Here is a 16,986-nt window from a genome sequence, read left to right as displayed (position 1 = left end):
AAATGACTAAGCGGTTTTTCTGGTAAGGGTTAGCAGTTAAAGCGTTAAGGTGTATTTTTTATCCCTATGAAAATAAACCTGTTTTTTTGAAGCTTATTGAATGACTCGCATTTACCACTCATTACCCCAACCGATAGGTCTATCAATGACCAAACAAAAAAAGTGTTAAGACCGCTTTGCGGCGGCTGGCGGTAGACCAAAGCGGTATAAATGGCAAGCAGGCTCCATTTCCGGTAAACTTCGGCGGTTTTTGAGTCAATGAGGCCGTAATAATGGCAACCACGCTGTTTAAAGATTTTCAGTTTGAAGCCGCACACCGCTTGCCGAACGTCGCGGAGGGCCATAAATGTGGTCGTCTACACGGGCATTCGTTTATGGTGCGTCTGGAAGTGACCGGTGAAGTCGATGCACACACCGGTTGGGTGATGGATTTCGCCGAGCTTAAAGCCGTGTTCTCCCCTATCTGGGAGCGCCTGGATCACAATTATCTAAACGATATTCCAGGATTGGAAAATCCCACCAGCGAAGTTCTCGCCGCCTGGATTTGGCAGCAGCTCAAACCCCAGTTGCCGGAACTGACTGCGGTGATGGTGAAAGAAACCTGTACCGCGGGATGCGTGTATAAAGGTTAAAGAAAGGGCGCCGATGGCGCCCTGAATTTTAGGCAATATTCAGATACTTATGGGTCTGCATCGATAGGCGCCAGTTGCGCGCAATGCAGGTTTCAATACACAGGCGGGTCGCCTCTTCCTTCTGACTGATCGGCTGCAACGCGATAATCCGCGGTTTCTCATCATGCAGCGTCGCCAGCAGCGCATCCAGCGCTTCAATATCACGCTCGCGTCCGACCGGATGCTTCACTTCATCAGCACGTTGCAAAGCCTGGCTCAACACCTTCATGCCACCGCGCATATTCACCTTGGGTGAAACCGTTACCCAGGTTTTCGCCGAGCATTGAATTTCGTGAGTACCGCTGGTTTCAATCTGGCAGCCGTAGCCGTGATCTTCCAGTAACTCGGTCAGCGGAGTCAGATCGTAAATGCAGGGCTCACCGCCGGTGATCACCACGTGGCGCGCGGTATAACCTTGCTGGCGCATGACGGCCAACAACTGCTCGGCACTGGCGCTGCCCCAGGCATCGCTCTCTTCGGTTTTAACCAGAATCCGTTGCATATCAACTTCCCGATTGGCTTCCTTTTCCCAGGTATGTTTGGTATCGCACCAGCTGCATCCTACCGGGCAGCCCTGCAGGCGGATGAAAATGGCCGGAACGCCGGTAAAAAAGCCTTCGCCCTGCAAGGTTTGGAACATTTCATTAATCGGGTACTGCATCGGTTTCTCAATCTGGAAAGGTAAAAAGGGATTATCGCAGATTCCGGCCCGGTGACCAAACAGGCGAAATTGTATTAAATTTTATCCTCCGCGCTATCGGCAGCTTATCTCACCGGCTATCGGCTTCATTTAATTCGCTTACTGTGCCATCCCCTTGCATTGACGGTGTAATCTGCTTCGCAAAAACAACATTTAATTAACGTATAAGATAAATATATTTGACATAAACCGCTCACACGCAGATGTATATACAGGCAAGCACAAGTCGGACGTCAGTTCCGGCGGTTCATTCACCACAATCATATCTGCGTTTAGAGGGTGCCATGGCTCATTCCACCGAGTTGAATATTCAACAGGCCATCGACGACAGCAAATTCTCGCTGTTTCACTGGACCTTGATCATTTTGGGATTCCTGATCCTGGCCATTGATGGCTTTGACACTGCGGCAATGGGGTATATCGCCCCTTCGGTCGCCAAAGACTGGGGCATCGTGAAGCAGGATCTCGGCCCGGTGCTGAGCGCCGCCCTGTTGGGGCTGTCACTCGGTGCACTGGTTGCCGGGCCGATCTCCGACCGTATCGGCCGCAAACGGGTGCTGGTGTTTTCGTGCCTGTTCTTCGGCCTGTCGAGTCTGGCTACTGCCTATGCAGGATCACTCAACAGTCTGACGCTATGGCGTTTTCTCACCGGCCTGGGGCTGGGTGCGGCAATGCCGAACGCCATCACGCTGATTTCCGAATATGCGCCGCAGCGCTGCCGTTCGATGGCGATTAACACCATGTACTGCGGTTTCCCACTGGGTGCGGCCGGCGGCGGCGCCATTTCGTCGTGGCTGATCCCGGCCTATGGCTGGCACAGCGTGCTGTTGCTGGGGGCGATAGCTCCGCTGGTGTTGACGGTCTTGTTGATCCTGTTCCTGCCGGAGTCGGTGAAGTACATGGTTAACCGCGGCAAAGAGACGCTCAAAATCAAACGCATCGCCCAGCGCTTTGTCAGCCAGGATCTCGATAACGTCTCGCGTTTTTATCTGTATGAAGAACCACTGGCGAAGTCAAAAACCAGCGTCGGCCTGTTGTTCACCCGGCCTTATCTGACCGGAACCTTGATGCTGTGGCTGACCTACTTTATGGGTTTGGTGATTTATTACGTCTTGCTGAGCTGGATGCCGATCCTGATGCAGGGTCTGGGTTATCAGTTGGAGCAGTCGGCGATCCTGACCTCGTTGTTCACCTTTGGCGGGACCCTCGGCATTCTGGTGGCCGGCTGGCTGATGGACCGCTGGAACGCCCATAAGGTGGTGTCGAGCGGCTTTGTCATTACCGCGCTGCTGATTGTGGCGATGGCGACCGAAGACAGCCATATCGTGCTGCTGGGCACCTTTATCTTCCTGATGGGGATCACCATGAACGGGGCGCAGTCCGGCCTGCAAACGCTGGCAGCGACCTTTTACCCGACTCACAGTCGTGCAACCGGCATTGCCTGGATGCAGGGCATCGGCCGCTTTGGTGGCGTAGCGGGTACCATGATGGGGGCGCAGTTGCTGGCCATGCAGTGGGAAGTGCAGAGTATTTTGATGTTCCTGTGCGTGCCGGCGTTGATCGCCGCTATCGCCACGGTATTCAAAATGACCCGCCGGGCGGTGTTACAGCCTGCTGATAAACCCGCGTAAGGGCTAAACCGGTAGGGCGCAGCATGCAGTGCCCCTGCCACAAAACAACCGAGCACTCTGTCAACGGCCTCACGCCCGCCCTCTGGCGGGCGTTTTGCTTCCAGCGATAGGACTTTTTTATCACAGCGCCTAACTTGTAATAGGTATGTAAAATTATTGTGATTGGACGCTCAAAATTGACCCATTTTTAATTCATTTTTGTTGAATAGCTCACTGTTCTCCCCTGTCAGACTAATGAGTACAACGCCCAATAAATCCGTATCAACCTGATTAACAACAACAATAGCTTTCTCTTATGCCATTTTTGGCATCCACTGGTCGGTGTTGCATATGCTTGTACATACAAGTATATGTTAATAAACCCTACGCATTGTTATGGCGTGGTGATTCACCCCACCGCGTTATGGGATCTGCTCCAATACTGTTTGAGGAAAATGCTGTGACTGCAAATAACAAAGTTCGCAATGTCGAAGTACGCGCGCCACGCGGCACAAAATTAAATGCAAAAAGCTGGCTGACCGAAGCGCCGTTGCGCATGCTGATGAACAACCTCGATCCTGAAGTGGCGGAGAACCCGCACGAGCTGGTGGTGTACGGTGGTATCGGCCGCGCTGCGCGTGACTGGGATTGCTACGACAAAATTGTCGCCACCCTGAAAACCCTGGAAGACGACGAAACGCTGCTGGTGCAGTCCGGCAAACCGGTTGGGGTATTCAAAACCCACAGCAACGCGCCACGCGTACTGATCGCCAACTCCAACCTGGTGCCTCACTGGGCAACCTGGGAACACTTTAACGAACTGGACGCCAAAGGCCTGGCCATGTACGGCCAGATGACCGCCGGCAGCTGGATCTACATTGGCAGCCAGGGCATCGTCCAGGGCACCTACGAGACCTTCGTGGAAGCGGGTCGCCAGCATTATGACGGCAGCCTGCAGGGCCGCTGGGTGCTGACCGCCGGTCTGGGTGGCATGGGTGGCGCACAGCCGCTGGCCGCGACATTGGCAGGCGCTTGCTCGCTGAACATCGAATGCCAGCAGAGCCGCATCGATTTCCGTCTGAAAACCCGCTATGTCGATGAACAAGCGGTGGATCTGGACGACGCACTGGCCCGCATCAAGAAATACACCGCCGAAGGCAAAGCCATCTCCATCGCCCTGTGCGGTAACGCAGCAGATGTTCTGCCGGAACTGGTACGCCGCGGCGTGCGTCCGGACATGGTCACCGACCAGACCAGCGCCCACGATCCGCTGAACGGCTACCTGCCTAAAGGCTGGAGCTGGGAAGAATACCGTCAGCGTGCGCTGAGCGAACCGGCTCAGGTGGTGATCGCCGCCAAGCAGTCGATGGCCGAACACGTCGAAGCCATGCTGGCGTTCCAGAAAATGGGCGTACCAACCTTCGACTACGGCAACAACATTCGTCAGATGGCGAAAGAAATGGGCGTCAGCAACGCCTTTGATTTCCCGGGCTTCGTACCGGCTTACATCCGCCCGCTGTTCTGTCGCGGTGTTGGTCCGTTCCGCTGGGCTGCTCTGTCCGGCGATCCGCAAGACATCTACAAAACCGATGCCATGGTTAAAGAGCTGATCCCGGATGACGAGCATCTGCACCGCTGGCTGGATATGGCGCGCGAGCGCATCAGCTTCCAGGGCCTGCCGGCACGTATCTGCTGGGTCGGTCTGGGCCAGCGCGCCAAGCTGGGTCTGGCGTTCAACGAAATGGTCCGCAGCGGCGAACTTTCCGCACCAATAGTGATCGGCCGTGACCATCTGGACTCCGGCTCCGTTGCCAGCCCGAACCGTGAAACCGAATCGATGAAAGACGGCTCAGACGCCGTCTCCGACTGGCCACTGCTTAATGCCCTGCTCAATACCGCCAGTGGCGCGACCTGGGTTTCTCTGCACCACGGTGGTGGCGTCGGCATGGGCTTCTCCCAGCATTCCGGTATGGTTATCGTTTGTGATGGCACCGATGAAGCCGCAGAACGCATCGCCCGCGTATTGCATAATGACCCGGCCACCGGCGTGATGCGTCATGCCGATGCCGGTTACGACATCGCCATTGAATGCGCCCGCGAGCAAGGGTTGAACCTGCCGATGGTGGCTGCGACTCAAGGAGACAAAGCATGAAAGCGCTGACTATTCGCCCTGGCCACCTGACGCTGGCGCAACTGCGTGAAGTTTACCTACACCCGGTCACCCTGACACTGGACGACAATGCCTACGCCGACATCCAGCAGAGCGTCGCCCTGGTAGAGCGTATCGTTGAAGAAGACCGCACCACTTACGGTATCAACACCGGTTTCGGCCTGTTGGCATCCACCCGCATCGCCCGCGAAGATCTGGAAAATCTGCAGCGTTCGATCGTGCTGTCCCACGCTGCCGGTGTCGGTGCGCCAACCGACGATAGCCTGGTGCGTCTGATTATGGTGTTGAAGATCAACAGCCTGTCGCGCGGTTTCTCCGGCATCCGTCTGGAAGTGATCCAGGCGCTGATGGCGCTGGTCAACGCCGAAGTTTACCCGCATATCCCGCTGAAAGGCTCCGTTGGCGCCTCCGGCGACCTGGCACCGCTGGCACACATGAGCCTGGTGCTGCTGGGTGAAGGCAAGGCCCGTTATCAGGGCGAATGGCTGCCCGCCACCGAAGCACTGGCCAAAGCGGGCCTGAAACCGCTGACGCTGGCGGCCAAAGAAGGCCTGGCGCTGCTGAACGGCACCCAGGTTTCCGCCGCCTTCGCCCTGCGTGGCCTGTTTGATGTAGAAGATCTGTACGCCGCAGCAACGGTCACCGGTAGCATGACGGTGGAAGCCGCTCTGGGCTCACGCAGCCCGTTCGACGAGCGTATTCATGCCGTGCGTGGCCAGCGCGGCCAGATTGACGCCGCCGCCGCTTACCGCCACCTGCTGGGTGAACGCAGCGAAGTGTCCGATTCACACCGCAACTGCGACAAGGTGCAGGATCCGTACTCCCTGCGCTGCCAGCCGCAGGTGATGGGTGCCTGCCTGACCCAAATCCGCCAGGCCGCCGAAGTACTGGAAATCGAAGCCAACGCCGTCTCTGACAACCCACTGGTGTTCGCGGAGCAGGGTGACGTGCTGTCCGGCGGTAACTTCCACGCCGAGCCGGTCGCGATGGCTGCCGACAATCTGGCGCTGGCGTTTGCCGAAATTGGCTCGTTGTCCGAACGTCGCATCTCGCTGATGATGGATAAGCACATGTCGCAACTGCCACCGTTCCTGGTGGACAACGGCGGGGTGAACTCCGGCTTTATGATTGCTCAGGTTACCGCCGCGGCGCTGACCAGCGAAAACAAGGCACTGGCGCATCCGGCCAGCGTCGACAGCATCCCAACCTCCGCCAACCAGGAAGACCATGTTTCCATGGCACCGGCCGCCGGTCGCCGCCTGTGGGAGATGGCCGATAACGTGCGCGGCATTCTGGCCGTTGAATGGCTGGCTGCCTGTCAGGGACTGGATTTGCGTAAAGGGCTGAAAACCACCGAAAGTCTGGAACAGGCCCGTCGGGTGCTACGCGAGCAAGTCAGTTACTACGACAAGGATCGTTTCTTCGCCCCCGACATTGAAGCCGCCAGCCTGCTGTTGGCGGCCGGTCATCTGACCTCGTTGATGCCTGCAGCGCTGCTGCCTAGCCAGGCATAAATAAACCCTACCACGCAGTTTGTTCTGTCCCACCGGGCGCGTTCCGCCCGGTGCGGATAGCGCGTGCCTGTTCTGCCGTAAAAACTCGACGGGAAGCAACATGCATAACGAAACAACACAACTCAGACGCGGATTAAACGCGCGACATATCCGCTTTATGGCACTCGGTTCCGCCATCGGTACCGGTCTGTTTTATGGCTCCGCCGGGGCGATACAACTGGCCGGTCCTGCGGTGCTGCTGGCCTATATGGTGGGCGGCGCGGCGGTGTTTATGGTGATGCGCGCGCTGGGTGAAATGGCGGTACACCAGCCGGTTTCCGGTTCGTTCGGCCACTACGCCAGCCACTATCTCGGCCCGCTGGCCGGTTTCCTCACCGGCTGGACCTATACCTTCGAAATGGTGATTGTCGCCCTGGCGGACGTGACCGCCTTCGGCATCTATATGGGGCTGTGGTTCCCGGACGTCGCCCAATGGGTGTGGGTACTCAGCATTATTATGTTTATCGGCGCGCTCAATCTGTGCAGCGTGAAAGTGTTCGGTGAAATGGAGTTTTGGCTGTCGCTGATCAAGGTTGCAGCCATTGTGGCAATGATCATCGGCGGTGCGGCGGTGATGCTGTTTGGTTTCGGCCAGACTCAGCATGCCACCGGCATCAGCAACCTGTGGGAACACGGCGGCTTTATGCCTAACGGCTTCAGCGGCGTGATCGCTTCATTGGCGGTCGTGATGTTCGCCTTTGGCGGCATTGAGATCATCGGCATCACCGCCAGCGAGGCGAAAGACCCCGCAAAGGTCCTGCCGAAGGCGATCAATGCGGTTCCGATTCGTATCCTGCTGTTCTATGTGCTGACGCTGCTGGTACTGATGGCTATCTATCCGTGGAACAGCATCGGTCAGAACGGCAGCCCATTTGTTGAGATCTTCAGCAATCTGGGGATCAGCTCCGCCGCCAACGTGTTGAACGTGGTGGTGATCACCGCCGCGATTTCCGCCATCAACAGCGATATTTTCGGTGCGGGCCGCATGATGTACGGCATGGCACAGGATGGCCAGGCGCCGAAAAGCTTTACCCGGTTGACCAACAACGGCGTGCCCTGGATGACGGTGCTGGTGATGTCGGTGGCCCTGCTGCTGGGCGTGGTGCTCAACTACCTGATGCCAAAACAGGTGTTTATGATCATCGCCTCGATTGCCACCTTCGCCACCGTCTGGGTGTGGCTGATGATCTTGCTGTCGCAGATCGCCATGCGCCGCACGCTGACCCCGCAAGAGGTCAGCAAACTGAGTTTCCCGGTGCCGTGGTGGCCGGTTGCTCCAGCGTTGGCAACGATATTTATGCTGTTCGTTATTGGCCTGCTCGGTTACTTCGAAGACAGCCGCATCGCCCTGTACGTTGGGCTGGTGTGGGTGGCCTTCCTTACCCTGGCTTACTGGTTGTGGGTACGTAAAAAGGGCGGGGGTTCACCCGTCACGTCGTCCCCCCAGTATTAACCTCATGAGCCCGCCGTTCCCGGGCTCTTAGTCATTACACTGGAGTATCATTATGCAAACACGACACAAACTATGGATACCGCTTATTGCACTCGGGCTGATGACAGGCAGCCTGTCCGCCCGTGCAGCAGGCTGGTGCGAATCCGGCAAGCCGGTCAAGTTCGCCGGGCTGAACTGGGAAAGCGGCATGCTGCTGACCGACGTCATGCAATACGTGCTGCAAAAGGGTTACGACTGCAAAACCGACGCGCTGCCGGGTAACTCCATCACCATGGAGCAGGCGGTGGGCAACAACGACATTCAGGTATTCGCCGAAGAATGGATTGGCCGCAGCGAAGTCTGGAACAAGGCCGAAAAAGCCGGCAAAGCGGTCAGCGTTGGCGCACCGATTGTCGGGGCGGTGGAAGGCTGGTACGTGCCGCGCTATGTGATTGAGGGCGATGCCAAACGCAACCTGAAACCGCTGGCACCGGACCTGAAAAGCGTCCCGGACTTAGCCAAATATGCCCAGGTGTTCCGCGATCAGGAAGAGCCGGACAAAGGCCGTTTCTACAACTGCCCGGCCGGCTGGACCTGCGAGTTGGACAACACCGCGATCCTGAAGAAATTCAAGCTGGATGACAAATTCACCAACTTCCGCCCAGGCACCGGTCCGGCACTGGATACCGCTATTCTCTCCAGCTACCGTCGTGGCGAACCTATCCTGTTCTACTACTGGTCACCGACCCCGATCATGGGCCAGCTCGATCTGGTGAAACTGGACGAACCGGGTGTGAACAAGAACATTCACATCAAGGTCGGTCTTTCCAGCGAGTTTAACCAGCAGGCACCTGAACTGGTGCAGGTGCTGTCAAAAGTGAACCTGCCGCTCGATCTGGTTAACCAGAATCTGGCGCGCATGAGCAAGGAACGCATCAGCTCAGAGAAGCTGGCACTGGAGTTCTTCAAGCAGCACCCAGACATCTGGAAACAGTGGGTCAGCGAAGACGCAGCGAAAAAAATTCAAGCCTCCTTGTAATCGCTTTGGCATTCAGTAAACACCAACCCGAAGCCTGTGCGCTTCGGGCCTGACAGGGGTAATACTTATGTTCCCAGATCGCTTTACCTTCTCCATCGCCGATTGGATCAATCGCTGGGTCGATGTCCTGGTCAACAACTATGGCGATACGTTCCGCAAGATCTCCGACACCCTGCTGTGGGCGGTGATCCACCTCGAAAGCCTGCTGCGTGCTACGCCCTGGTGGCTGATGTTGGCAGTGGTTGGGCTGCTGGCCTGGCATGCTACCCGCCGCTGGCTGCCGACGGTGGTGATCGTCGGTCTGCTGCTGCTGGTCGGTACCGCCGGCATGTGGGACAAATTAATGCAAACCCTGGCTCTGGTGCTGGTCGCCACGCTGCTGGCGGTGATTATCGGTATTCCGCAGGGCGTGCTGGCGGCGCGTAACGATCGGGTGCGGGCAGTAATGATGCCGCTGATGGACGTGATGCAAACCATGCCAAGCTTTGTGTACCTGATCCCGGTATTAATGCTGTTTGGGCTGGGCAAGGTGCCGGCGATCCTGGCGACGGTGATCTACGCCACGCCACCGCTGATCCGCCTGACCGATTTGGGTATCCGCCAGGTGGACAAAGAAGTGATGGAGTCCGTCACCGCCTTTGGTGCCAACCGCTGGCAGAAACTGTTCGGCGTGCAGTTACCGCTGGCACTGCCAAGTATTATGGCTGGGATCAACCAGACCACCATGATGTCGCTGTCGATGGTGGTTGTAGCCTCGATGATCGGTGCTCGTGGCCTGGGCGAAGACGTGCTGGTGGGCATTCAGACGCTGAACGTCGGCCTGGGACTGGAGGCGGGTCTGGCGATCGTTATTCTGGCCGTGGTCATTGACCGTATCACTCAGGCTTATGGCCGCTCCGCCGTTGCGAGGTAACCCCGATGAACAAAATCGAAATCAAAAACGTTTACAAGATCTTCGGCCACAAAACGGCTGCGGCGCTGGCCATGAGCGAGCAGGGTAAAACCAAGCAGGAAGTCCAGGCAGCAACCGACTGCGTGATCGGCGTGCACGATCTGTCGATGTCGATCGAGGCCGGTGAGATCTTTGTGATCATGGGCCTGTCAGGATCGGGTAAATCCACGCTGGTGCGCCACTTCAACCGGCTGATCGATCCCACCAGCGGCCAGATCCTGGTGGATGGTGAAGATATTCTGCGTTACGACGAGAAGCAGCTCGAGCACTTCCGCCGTCATAAGATCAGCATGGTATTCCAGAGCTTTGGCCTGCTGCCACACAAGACGGTGCTGGACAACGTGGCCTACGGCCTGAAAGTTCGCGGTGAGACAAAAGAAGTCTATCAGGAGCGCGCACTGCACTGGATCAACACCGTCGGGCTGAAGGGCTATGAGAAATCGTACCCGCATCAGCTCTCCGGCGGCATGCGTCAACGTGTCGGGCTGGCGCGTGCGCTGGCCACCGATACCGATATCATTTTGCTGGACGAAGCCTTCAGCGCGCTGGATCCGTTGATCCGCGCCGAGATGCAGGATCAACTGCTGGCGCTGCAAAAAGAGCTGCACAAGACGCTGGTGTTTATCACCCACGATCTGGATGAAGCCGTGCGTATCGGTAATCGGATCGCGATCCTCAAAGACGGCAAACTGATCCAGGTCGGCACACCACAGGAAATTCTTAACAACCCGGCCGATGAGTATGTTAACCGCTTCGTGCAACGCCGTCTGGCGCTGGATGAAAACGTACAGAAACCGCGCCCAATGATCGCAGCCCGCGCCTGAGGAGAGCCACATGCACTATCCTCCTTCGATCACCCTAGACACCCTGCCGCTACGCTGGCAGGACGTGGTGGCGGTGGCTCGGTATCAGGCCCCGCTCAGCCTGTCTGGCGCTGCCTGGGCGCGTATCGACAATGCGCAGGCCATCGTCCAGAAAATTGTCGTCAGTGAACAACGCGCCTATGGCGTCAACACCGGTCTGGGGGCGTTATGCAATCAGGCGCTGCACGGCGAACAGCTGTCGCAACTGTCACGCAACACGCTGATGAGTCACGCCTGCGGCGTGGGTGCACCACTGAGTGATGAGCAGACTCGCGCCATTATCTGCTGTGCCATCGTCAACTACAGCCAAGGAAAATCCGGTATTCAACGCCCGCTAGTCGAAACCCTGCTGGCACTGCTTAACCGCGGAATTACCCCGCAGGTGCCGTCGCAGGGTTCAGTCGGCTACCTGACCCATATGGCACACGTCGGCGTCGCACTGCTTGGGCTGGGTAAAGTCAGCTACCGCGGTCAACTCGTCACCGCAGCCCAGGCTTTGGCGGAGGAAGGCATTGTGCCACCGCAGTTGGGCGCCAAAGATGGCCTGTGCCTGGTCAACGGCACGCCGTGCATGACCGGATTAAGCTGTCTGGCGCTGGCCGATGTTTGGCGGCTGGCCCGCTGGGCGGACGTGCTCGCGGCGATGAGTTTTGAAGCGCTGGGCGGGCAGATAGCCGCCTTCGACAGCGAAATTTTGGCGCTGAAGCCGCACCCGGGAATGCAACGGGTGGGCAGTAATTTGCGCATGTTATTGAACGGCAGTGAGATGATAGCCGCCAGCGAGGGCATTCGTACCCAGGATGCGCTGAGTATCCGTTCGATCCCACAGGTGCACGGTGCCTGCCGCGATCAAATTGCTCATGCTGAACGGCAGATTGAAACCGAGCTGAACGGCACTACGGATAATCCCCTGTTGCTCGGCACGCCGGAAAACTATCGCGTGATGTCGCAGGCCAATCCACACGGAGAATCTGTGGCCATGGCCGCCGATCTGCTGGCGATCGCCATCGCCGAACTCGGCGGTATCGCAGAGCGGCGTATCGATCGGCTGATTAACCCGCTGGTCAGTGGCTTGCCGGCATTTCTGGTCAGCGAGCCTGGGGTAAACTCGGGCATGATGATTGCTCAATACGTTGCGGCATCGCTGTGTGCGGAGAACCGCCAACTGGCACAGCCTTGCGTGGTGGATAACTATGTGACTTCGGCGCTGCAGGAAGATCACCTCAGCCTGGGCACCGGGGCAGCGCTAAGGCTGCATAAGGCGCTGGCCAACGTTAACCAGATCCTGGCGATTGAATACCTGCTGGCGGCGCAGGCCTTTGAGTTCCTGCAGCAGTACCGTTTCGGTGACGGCACCCAGCGTGCCTGGCAGCGGCTGCGGCAAGTGGTGGCACCCTATCATCAGGACCGCTGGCTGGCACCGGACATCGCCAGCAGCGCCGCGCTGTTGCAGGATGAGCAGGCGCTGGCGGAGATTGCCCCGGCATTACTGTAACCCCCGTCCCTGCCCGCCGGGCGGGGGCACCCAGGTTAGCGCAGAGCCAGAGCCTGACGGATATCCGCCTGCAGATCGCTCAGATCTTCCAGCCCGGCAGACAGCCGCACCAAACCGTCGCTGATATGGTGACGCTGCCGCTCCTCGGCGCTGTAGGCCGAGTGCGTCATGCTGGCCGGGTGTTGGGCCAGAGATTCACAATCCCCCAGGCTGACCGCGCGCAAGATGAGACCTAGCCCATTGAGGAAGCGGATCCCCGCGGCCATACCGCCTTTCAGTTCAAATGCCAGCATGCCGCCCGGCCGCGCCATTTGCCGCTGCGCCAATGCATACTGCGGAAAGTCTTCCAGACCGGGATAATAAACCCGTTCCACCGCCGAATGCTGTGCCAGCATTTCCGCCAGGCGCTGGGCGTTATCGCAGTGGCGCTCCATACGCAGCGGCAAGGTTTTCAGCCCACGCAGCAACAGCGCGGCATCCTGTGCCGACAGCACCGCACCGTTCATGTCTTTCAACCCGACCAAACGGATGTCCTGCGCCAGATCCTGACGTGTCACCGCCAGACCGGCCAGTAAGTCACCGTGCCCCCCGATGTATTTGGTGGCGGAATGCACCACAATGTCCGCCCCCAACTCCAGCGGCCGTTGCAGATACGGCGTGCAATAGGTGTTATCCACCAGCAACAACGCCCCCTGACGGTGAGCAATCTCGGCGACCGCAGCAATATCGACCAGCCGCATATTCGGGTTAGCCGGCGTTTCGCAATACACCAGCCGGGTACGCGGCCCTATCGCCGCCGCCAACCGCTCTGGCCGGGTCAGGTCAACGTGGGTGACTTTTACACCGTAACGTGCCAGCCCATGATGGAAGTAGCTGAAAGTGCAGCCATAAATGGTTTCATCGACGATCAGCTCATCCCCCGGGCTGAGCAGCGTCCAGCAGCAGGCGGTAATCGCGCCCATGCCGGAGGCAAAAGCCACCGCCGCCTCCCCACCTTCCAGATCGGCAATTCGCTGTTCCAGCAGGTTGACCGTTGGGTTGGCAATACGTGAATAAAAATAGCCTGGCTCAGTGCCGGCAAAACAGGCACCGCCGTATTCGGCCGTCGGGAAGGTAAAGGTCGAACTCATAAACACCGGTGGGCAGAGCGCCCCCAGATATTGCTGGGGATCGTAGCCGTGGTGGATCGCACGCGTGGCAAAGCCGTGCCTGAGGATGGCAGACATAACAACTCCTTTCCTGAGTAAGTGAAAGCAATTCCAATGATTCCGATTAAACCTCTGGGGGCAGTGCTCCGCTGCGCACCCGCTGGCCGATGATTTGCAGGGTACGTAGCACCAGCATCAGGCCCAGCAAGGTATCTGGCTGACGCAACAAGGCATACAGCGAGCGAAAATTAGCGGGTGAGGGATCCGACTGCAGCTCGGTATGCGCCATCTTTAATGCCATTCCCCCTTCCCACCCCGCAGCCACCAGGCCTTCAAACACGCCGGACAATTTCTCCACCAGCGCGTTATCGGCGATATCCACCAGATCCGACAGCAGCGACAGCAGATCGACCACGTTATCGAGCCGCCCACCGGCCAGCAGTGGCTGTAACTTGTCCAGCAAGGGTGCCAGGGATTGTTGTTCAGATGCGTTCATAGGCCCTCCGTTAGATCAGCCCGCGTACCGTTGCCCAATAGAGCCCGCGATTAAAGCCGTTGCGCAGCATGCCGCCCACTTTGGTTGACGGTGTCGGCAGCACATCGTGGCGATAGTCATAGACCAGCGGCATACCGGCTTGCAGCCCCATTTGAGCGATCGCCTGTACTTTGCCGTCGTAGTGGCTGACGGTCTGGCCCAGTCGCAGTTCAGCCGCGATATTGTCGGCGATCACCGGTGCCTGATTGTGGCAAGAGCCACCGGCCTTGCTGACCGGCAGATCCACCGTATCACCGATGACATAAACCCCCTGCTGACCATAAACCTGTAACGTCTGGTGGTCGGTCGGCAGCCAGCCTTCGCCAGTGTTGCCCTCACTCAGACCGGTATTGCGCACCGCCTCAACCGCGCGGATCGGTGGCGTAGCCATCAGGATATCGAACGGCTGTTCCTCACCCTCGGCGGAGTAAGCAATTTTCTGCTGTGCGTCCACCCGGCTGAGAGTAAACCCACGCTGATGACGGATATCACGCGCCGCGAAGATGCCGGGCAAGGCCTCGGCGGTTGGACGTTGCAAAAACAAACAGTTACGCAGCAACTGCGAGACGCTGGGGTAGGTATAAACAATTTCGATCGCCTTACGCACCCCGCGTCGACGCAGGTAATCATCGAGCATCAGCGTGGTTTCTATCGGTGCAATACCGCACTGATGCGGCACGTTAGGCGTTTCGGGGAAGGAGACGGTAATAAAAATTCGGCCTTTTTCAATTGTCGCCAGCTTTTGCGCCAGCTGTCGGGCTGCCTGATATTGGTAGAAGTGATCGCCCGCCTGCGCCAGTCCGTCGATACGATCCGGCCAGGGCACACAGCCAGTGGCAAACACCAAAAAATCATAGGGGTACTGTTTACCGCTGTGGCAATGGATCACCAGTTGAGATAAATCGAATCGCTCTGCCTTGTCGACAATAAACTTTATTTCCGGGCGTAACAGGCTTTGTTGAGAACGGGTTAATTCCTGCTTGAAGAAGGCGTTAAAAGCCACATACATAAATGCCGGTTTATAATAGTGAAACGGGGAGTCCGATATCATTAATAACTCAACTTTATTATTCACTATCTCCCGATGTAATTTCGCGGCCAGTAAATTAGCCAATATAGTCCCGCCAGTGCCACCACCGACAATCACAATCCTGTTTCGCATCAAGCCCTCGCCCAGCCGGCCTGCGGGTCGGCAAATTAATAGGGGAACGAATTGAGGCAGGTTACTGCTATCCGAGCTCTGCCTTACTGGCAGTCTAGTAACTAAAAATTATAAAGCAATTAAAAAGGGTATTTATAAATGGGAATTTTATTATTATAATTAAATTATAGAGTTATAAAACACCTAATCAACAATTAATAATATACTAATAAATAACACACTATAACTTACTGGAATTATAAATCGCTGGATAACACCTATAAAAAAACCCGCCGCAGCGGGTTTTTATTTAGCAACGAACCAAGCCGTTATTACTGACCTTTAACTTCTTTCAGGCCGTTGAACGGTGCGCGTGAACCCAGCGCTTCTTCGATACGGATCAGTTGGTTGTATTTAGCAACGCGGTCAGAACGGCTCATGGAACCGGTTTTGATCTGGCCAGCCGCAGTCCCTACCGCGAGATCGGCGATAGTTGCGTCTTCGGTTTCACCTGAACGGTGAGAGATCACCGCGGTGTAGCCTGCGTCTTTCGCCATCTTGATAGCAGCCAGGGTTTCGGTCAGAGAACCGATCTGGTTGAATTTGATCAGGATGGAGTTAGCGATGCCTTTATCGATGCCTTCTTTCAGGATCTTGGTGTTGGTTACGAACAGGTCGTCGCCCACCAGCTGGATTTTGTCGCCCAGCACTTTGGTCTGGTATGCGAAACCATCCCAGTCAGATTCGTCCAGACCGTCTTCGATAGACACGATTGGGTACTGTTTGGTCAGGTCTTCCAGGAAGTGAGTGAACTCTTCGGAAGTGAAGGCTTTATTGCCTTCGCCGGCCAGTACGTATTTACCGTCTTTGTAGAACTCGGAAGCCGCACAGTCCATAGCCAGGGTCACATCTTTGCCCAGCTCGTAGCCTGCTGCTTTTACCGCTTCAGCGATAACAGCCAGTGCTTCAGCGTTGGAACCCAGGTTTGGTGCGTAGCCGCCTTCGTCACCGACAGCCGTGTTCAGGCCTTTGGCCTTCAGCACTTTCGCCAGGTGATGGAATACTTCAGAACCGATGCGAACGGCTTCTTTCAGGGATTTCGCGCCAACCGGCTGAATCATAAATTCCTGAATATCGACGTTGTTGTCAGCGTGCTCGCCGCCGTTGATGATGTTCATCATAGGCAGTGGCATAGAGAATTTGCCTGGGGTGCCGTTCAGCTCAGCGATGTGCTCATACAGCGGCATACCTTTGGAAGCCGCAGCCGCTTTGGCAGCAGCCAGGGAAACCGCCAGAATGGCGTTAGCGCCGAATTGGGATTTGTTTTCGGTGCCGTCCAGGTCGATCATGATCTTGTCGATGTTAGCCTGGTCTTTCGCATCTTTACCCAGTACTGCCTGAGCAATCGGGCCGTTTACTGCAGCAACGGCTTTCAGTACGCCTTTACCCAGGAAACGAGACTTGTCACCGTCACGCAGTTCCAGTGCTTCACGGGAACCGGTAGAAGCACCTGACGGCGCAGCAGCCAGACCTACGAAACCGCCTTCCAGATGCACTTCGGCTTCAACAGTCGGGTTACCGCGGGAGTCGATGATTTCACGACCGATGACTTTAACGATTTTGGACATTAGGTTTTCCTCAGTACAAGTTAAACTAAAACTCCAGACAAACAGCGCG

Annotated in this window: 14 protein-coding genes; 9 read left to right on the top strand and 5 right to left on the bottom strand. The window is 56.9% G+C overall.

Annotated features, from left to right (window positions below; translation table 11 throughout):
• The first annotated feature begins 272 nt into the window (after positions 1–272).
• Complete coding sequence (queD, locus tag QOT07_RS03710) at positions 273–632, top strand: 6-carboxytetrahydropterin synthase QueD (protein ID WP_012005257.1); 360 nt, start codon at positions 273–275, stop codon at positions 630–632.
• Positions 633–660: 28 nt separating this feature from the next.
• Here the strand turns inward: queD and queE are convergent, their stop codons facing one another.
• Complete coding sequence (gene queE / locus QOT07_RS03705) at positions 661–1,332, bottom strand: 7-carboxy-7-deazaguanine synthase QueE (RefSeq protein WP_207979235.1); 672 nt, start codon at positions 1,330–1,332, stop codon at positions 661–663.
• A 323-nt stretch (positions 1,333–1,655) separates the two neighbouring features.
• On the opposite strand from queE, the gene QOT07_RS03700 reads away from it, so the two are divergent.
• The 8 genes from QOT07_RS03700 (at position 1,656) to QOT07_RS03665 (ending at position 12,485) form a co-directional block, all read left to right on the top strand.
• A complete protein-coding gene (locus QOT07_RS03700; RefSeq protein WP_283602582.1) occupies positions 1,656–3,002 on the top strand; it encodes an MFS transporter in 1,347 nt (448 codons plus the stop codon).
• Positions 3,003–3,441: 439 nt separating this feature from the next.
• Positions 3,442–5,133: a urocanate hydratase gene (gene hutU, locus QOT07_RS03695; RefSeq protein WP_099063052.1), complete on the top strand. Its 1,692-nt coding sequence runs from the start codon at positions 3,442–3,444 to the stop codon at positions 5,131–5,133.
• On the top strand, positions 5,130–6,665 hold the full coding sequence (gene hutH, locus QOT07_RS03690; protein ID WP_099063053.1) for a histidine ammonia-lyase: 1,536 nt from the start codon (positions 5,130–5,132) through the stop codon (positions 6,663–6,665). Before hutU ends, hutH begins: the two co-directional genes overlap by 4 nt.
• Positions 6,666–6,765: 100 nt before the next feature.
• Positions 6,766–8,157, top strand: coding sequence for an amino acid permease (locus tag QOT07_RS03685; protein WP_283602581.1), 1,392 nt, complete (start codon positions 6,766–6,768; stop codon positions 8,155–8,157).
• 52 nt (positions 8,158–8,209) lie between these two features.
• On the top strand, positions 8,210–9,175 hold the full coding sequence (locus QOT07_RS03680; protein ID WP_283602580.1) for an ABC transporter substrate-binding protein: 966 nt from the start codon (positions 8,210–8,212) through the stop codon (positions 9,173–9,175).
• Between the two features lie 67 nt (positions 9,176–9,242).
• The gene (locus QOT07_RS03675) at positions 9,243–10,088 is read left to right on the top strand and encodes an ABC transporter permease (RefSeq protein WP_174354292.1); all 846 of its coding nucleotides are present in this window, start codon (positions 9,243–9,245) and stop codon (positions 10,086–10,088) included.
• A 5-nt stretch (positions 10,089–10,093) separates the two neighbouring features.
• The gene (locus QOT07_RS03670) at positions 10,094–10,951 is read left to right on the top strand and encodes a quaternary amine ABC transporter ATP-binding protein (protein WP_207979245.1); all 858 of its coding nucleotides are present in this window, start codon (positions 10,094–10,096) and stop codon (positions 10,949–10,951) included.
• A 10-nt stretch (positions 10,952–10,961) separates the two neighbouring features.
• Positions 10,962–12,485 (top strand): HAL/PAL/TAL family ammonia-lyase, encoded by a 1,524-nt coding sequence (locus QOT07_RS03665; RefSeq protein WP_283602579.1) that lies wholly within the window; start codon positions 10,962–10,964, stop codon positions 12,483–12,485.
• A gap of 35 nt (positions 12,486–12,520) precedes the next feature.
• Here QOT07_RS03665 and QOT07_RS03660 read toward each other — a convergent pair whose 3' ends face one another.
• The 4 genes from QOT07_RS03660 to eno all read right to left on the bottom strand — a co-directional run bounded on the left by QOT07_RS03660 (position 12,521) and on the right by eno (position 16,937).
• Positions 12,521–13,711, bottom strand: a complete 1,191-nt coding sequence (locus QOT07_RS03660) for a methionine gamma-lyase (RefSeq protein WP_099063055.1) — start codon at positions 13,709–13,711, stop codon at positions 12,521–12,523.
• A gap of 46 nt (positions 13,712–13,757) precedes the next feature.
• Positions 13,758–14,129: a hypothetical protein gene (locus QOT07_RS03655; RefSeq protein ID WP_085120259.1), complete on the bottom strand. Its 372-nt coding sequence runs from the start codon at positions 14,127–14,129 to the stop codon at positions 13,758–13,760.
• Positions 14,130–14,139: 10 nt separating this feature from the next.
• Positions 14,140–15,330, bottom strand: coding sequence for an NAD(P)/FAD-dependent oxidoreductase (locus QOT07_RS03650; RefSeq protein WP_283602578.1), 1,191 nt, complete (start codon positions 15,328–15,330; stop codon positions 14,140–14,142).
• 311 nt (positions 15,331–15,641) lie between these two features.
• The gene (gene eno, locus QOT07_RS03645) at positions 15,642–16,937 is read right to left on the bottom strand and encodes a phosphopyruvate hydratase (protein ID WP_099063057.1); all 1,296 of its coding nucleotides are present in this window, start codon (positions 16,935–16,937) and stop codon (positions 15,642–15,644) included.
• Positions 16,938–16,986: the final 49 nt, after the last annotated feature.

The organism is Serratia proteamaculans (assembly GCF_949794035.1).
Classification (GTDB): domain Bacteria; phylum Pseudomonadota; class Gammaproteobacteria; order Enterobacterales; family Enterobacteriaceae; genus Serratia; species Serratia proteamaculans.
The sequence above is the reverse complement of the archived record's forward strand: the minus strand, read 5'-3'. Positions and strand labels throughout refer to the sequence as shown.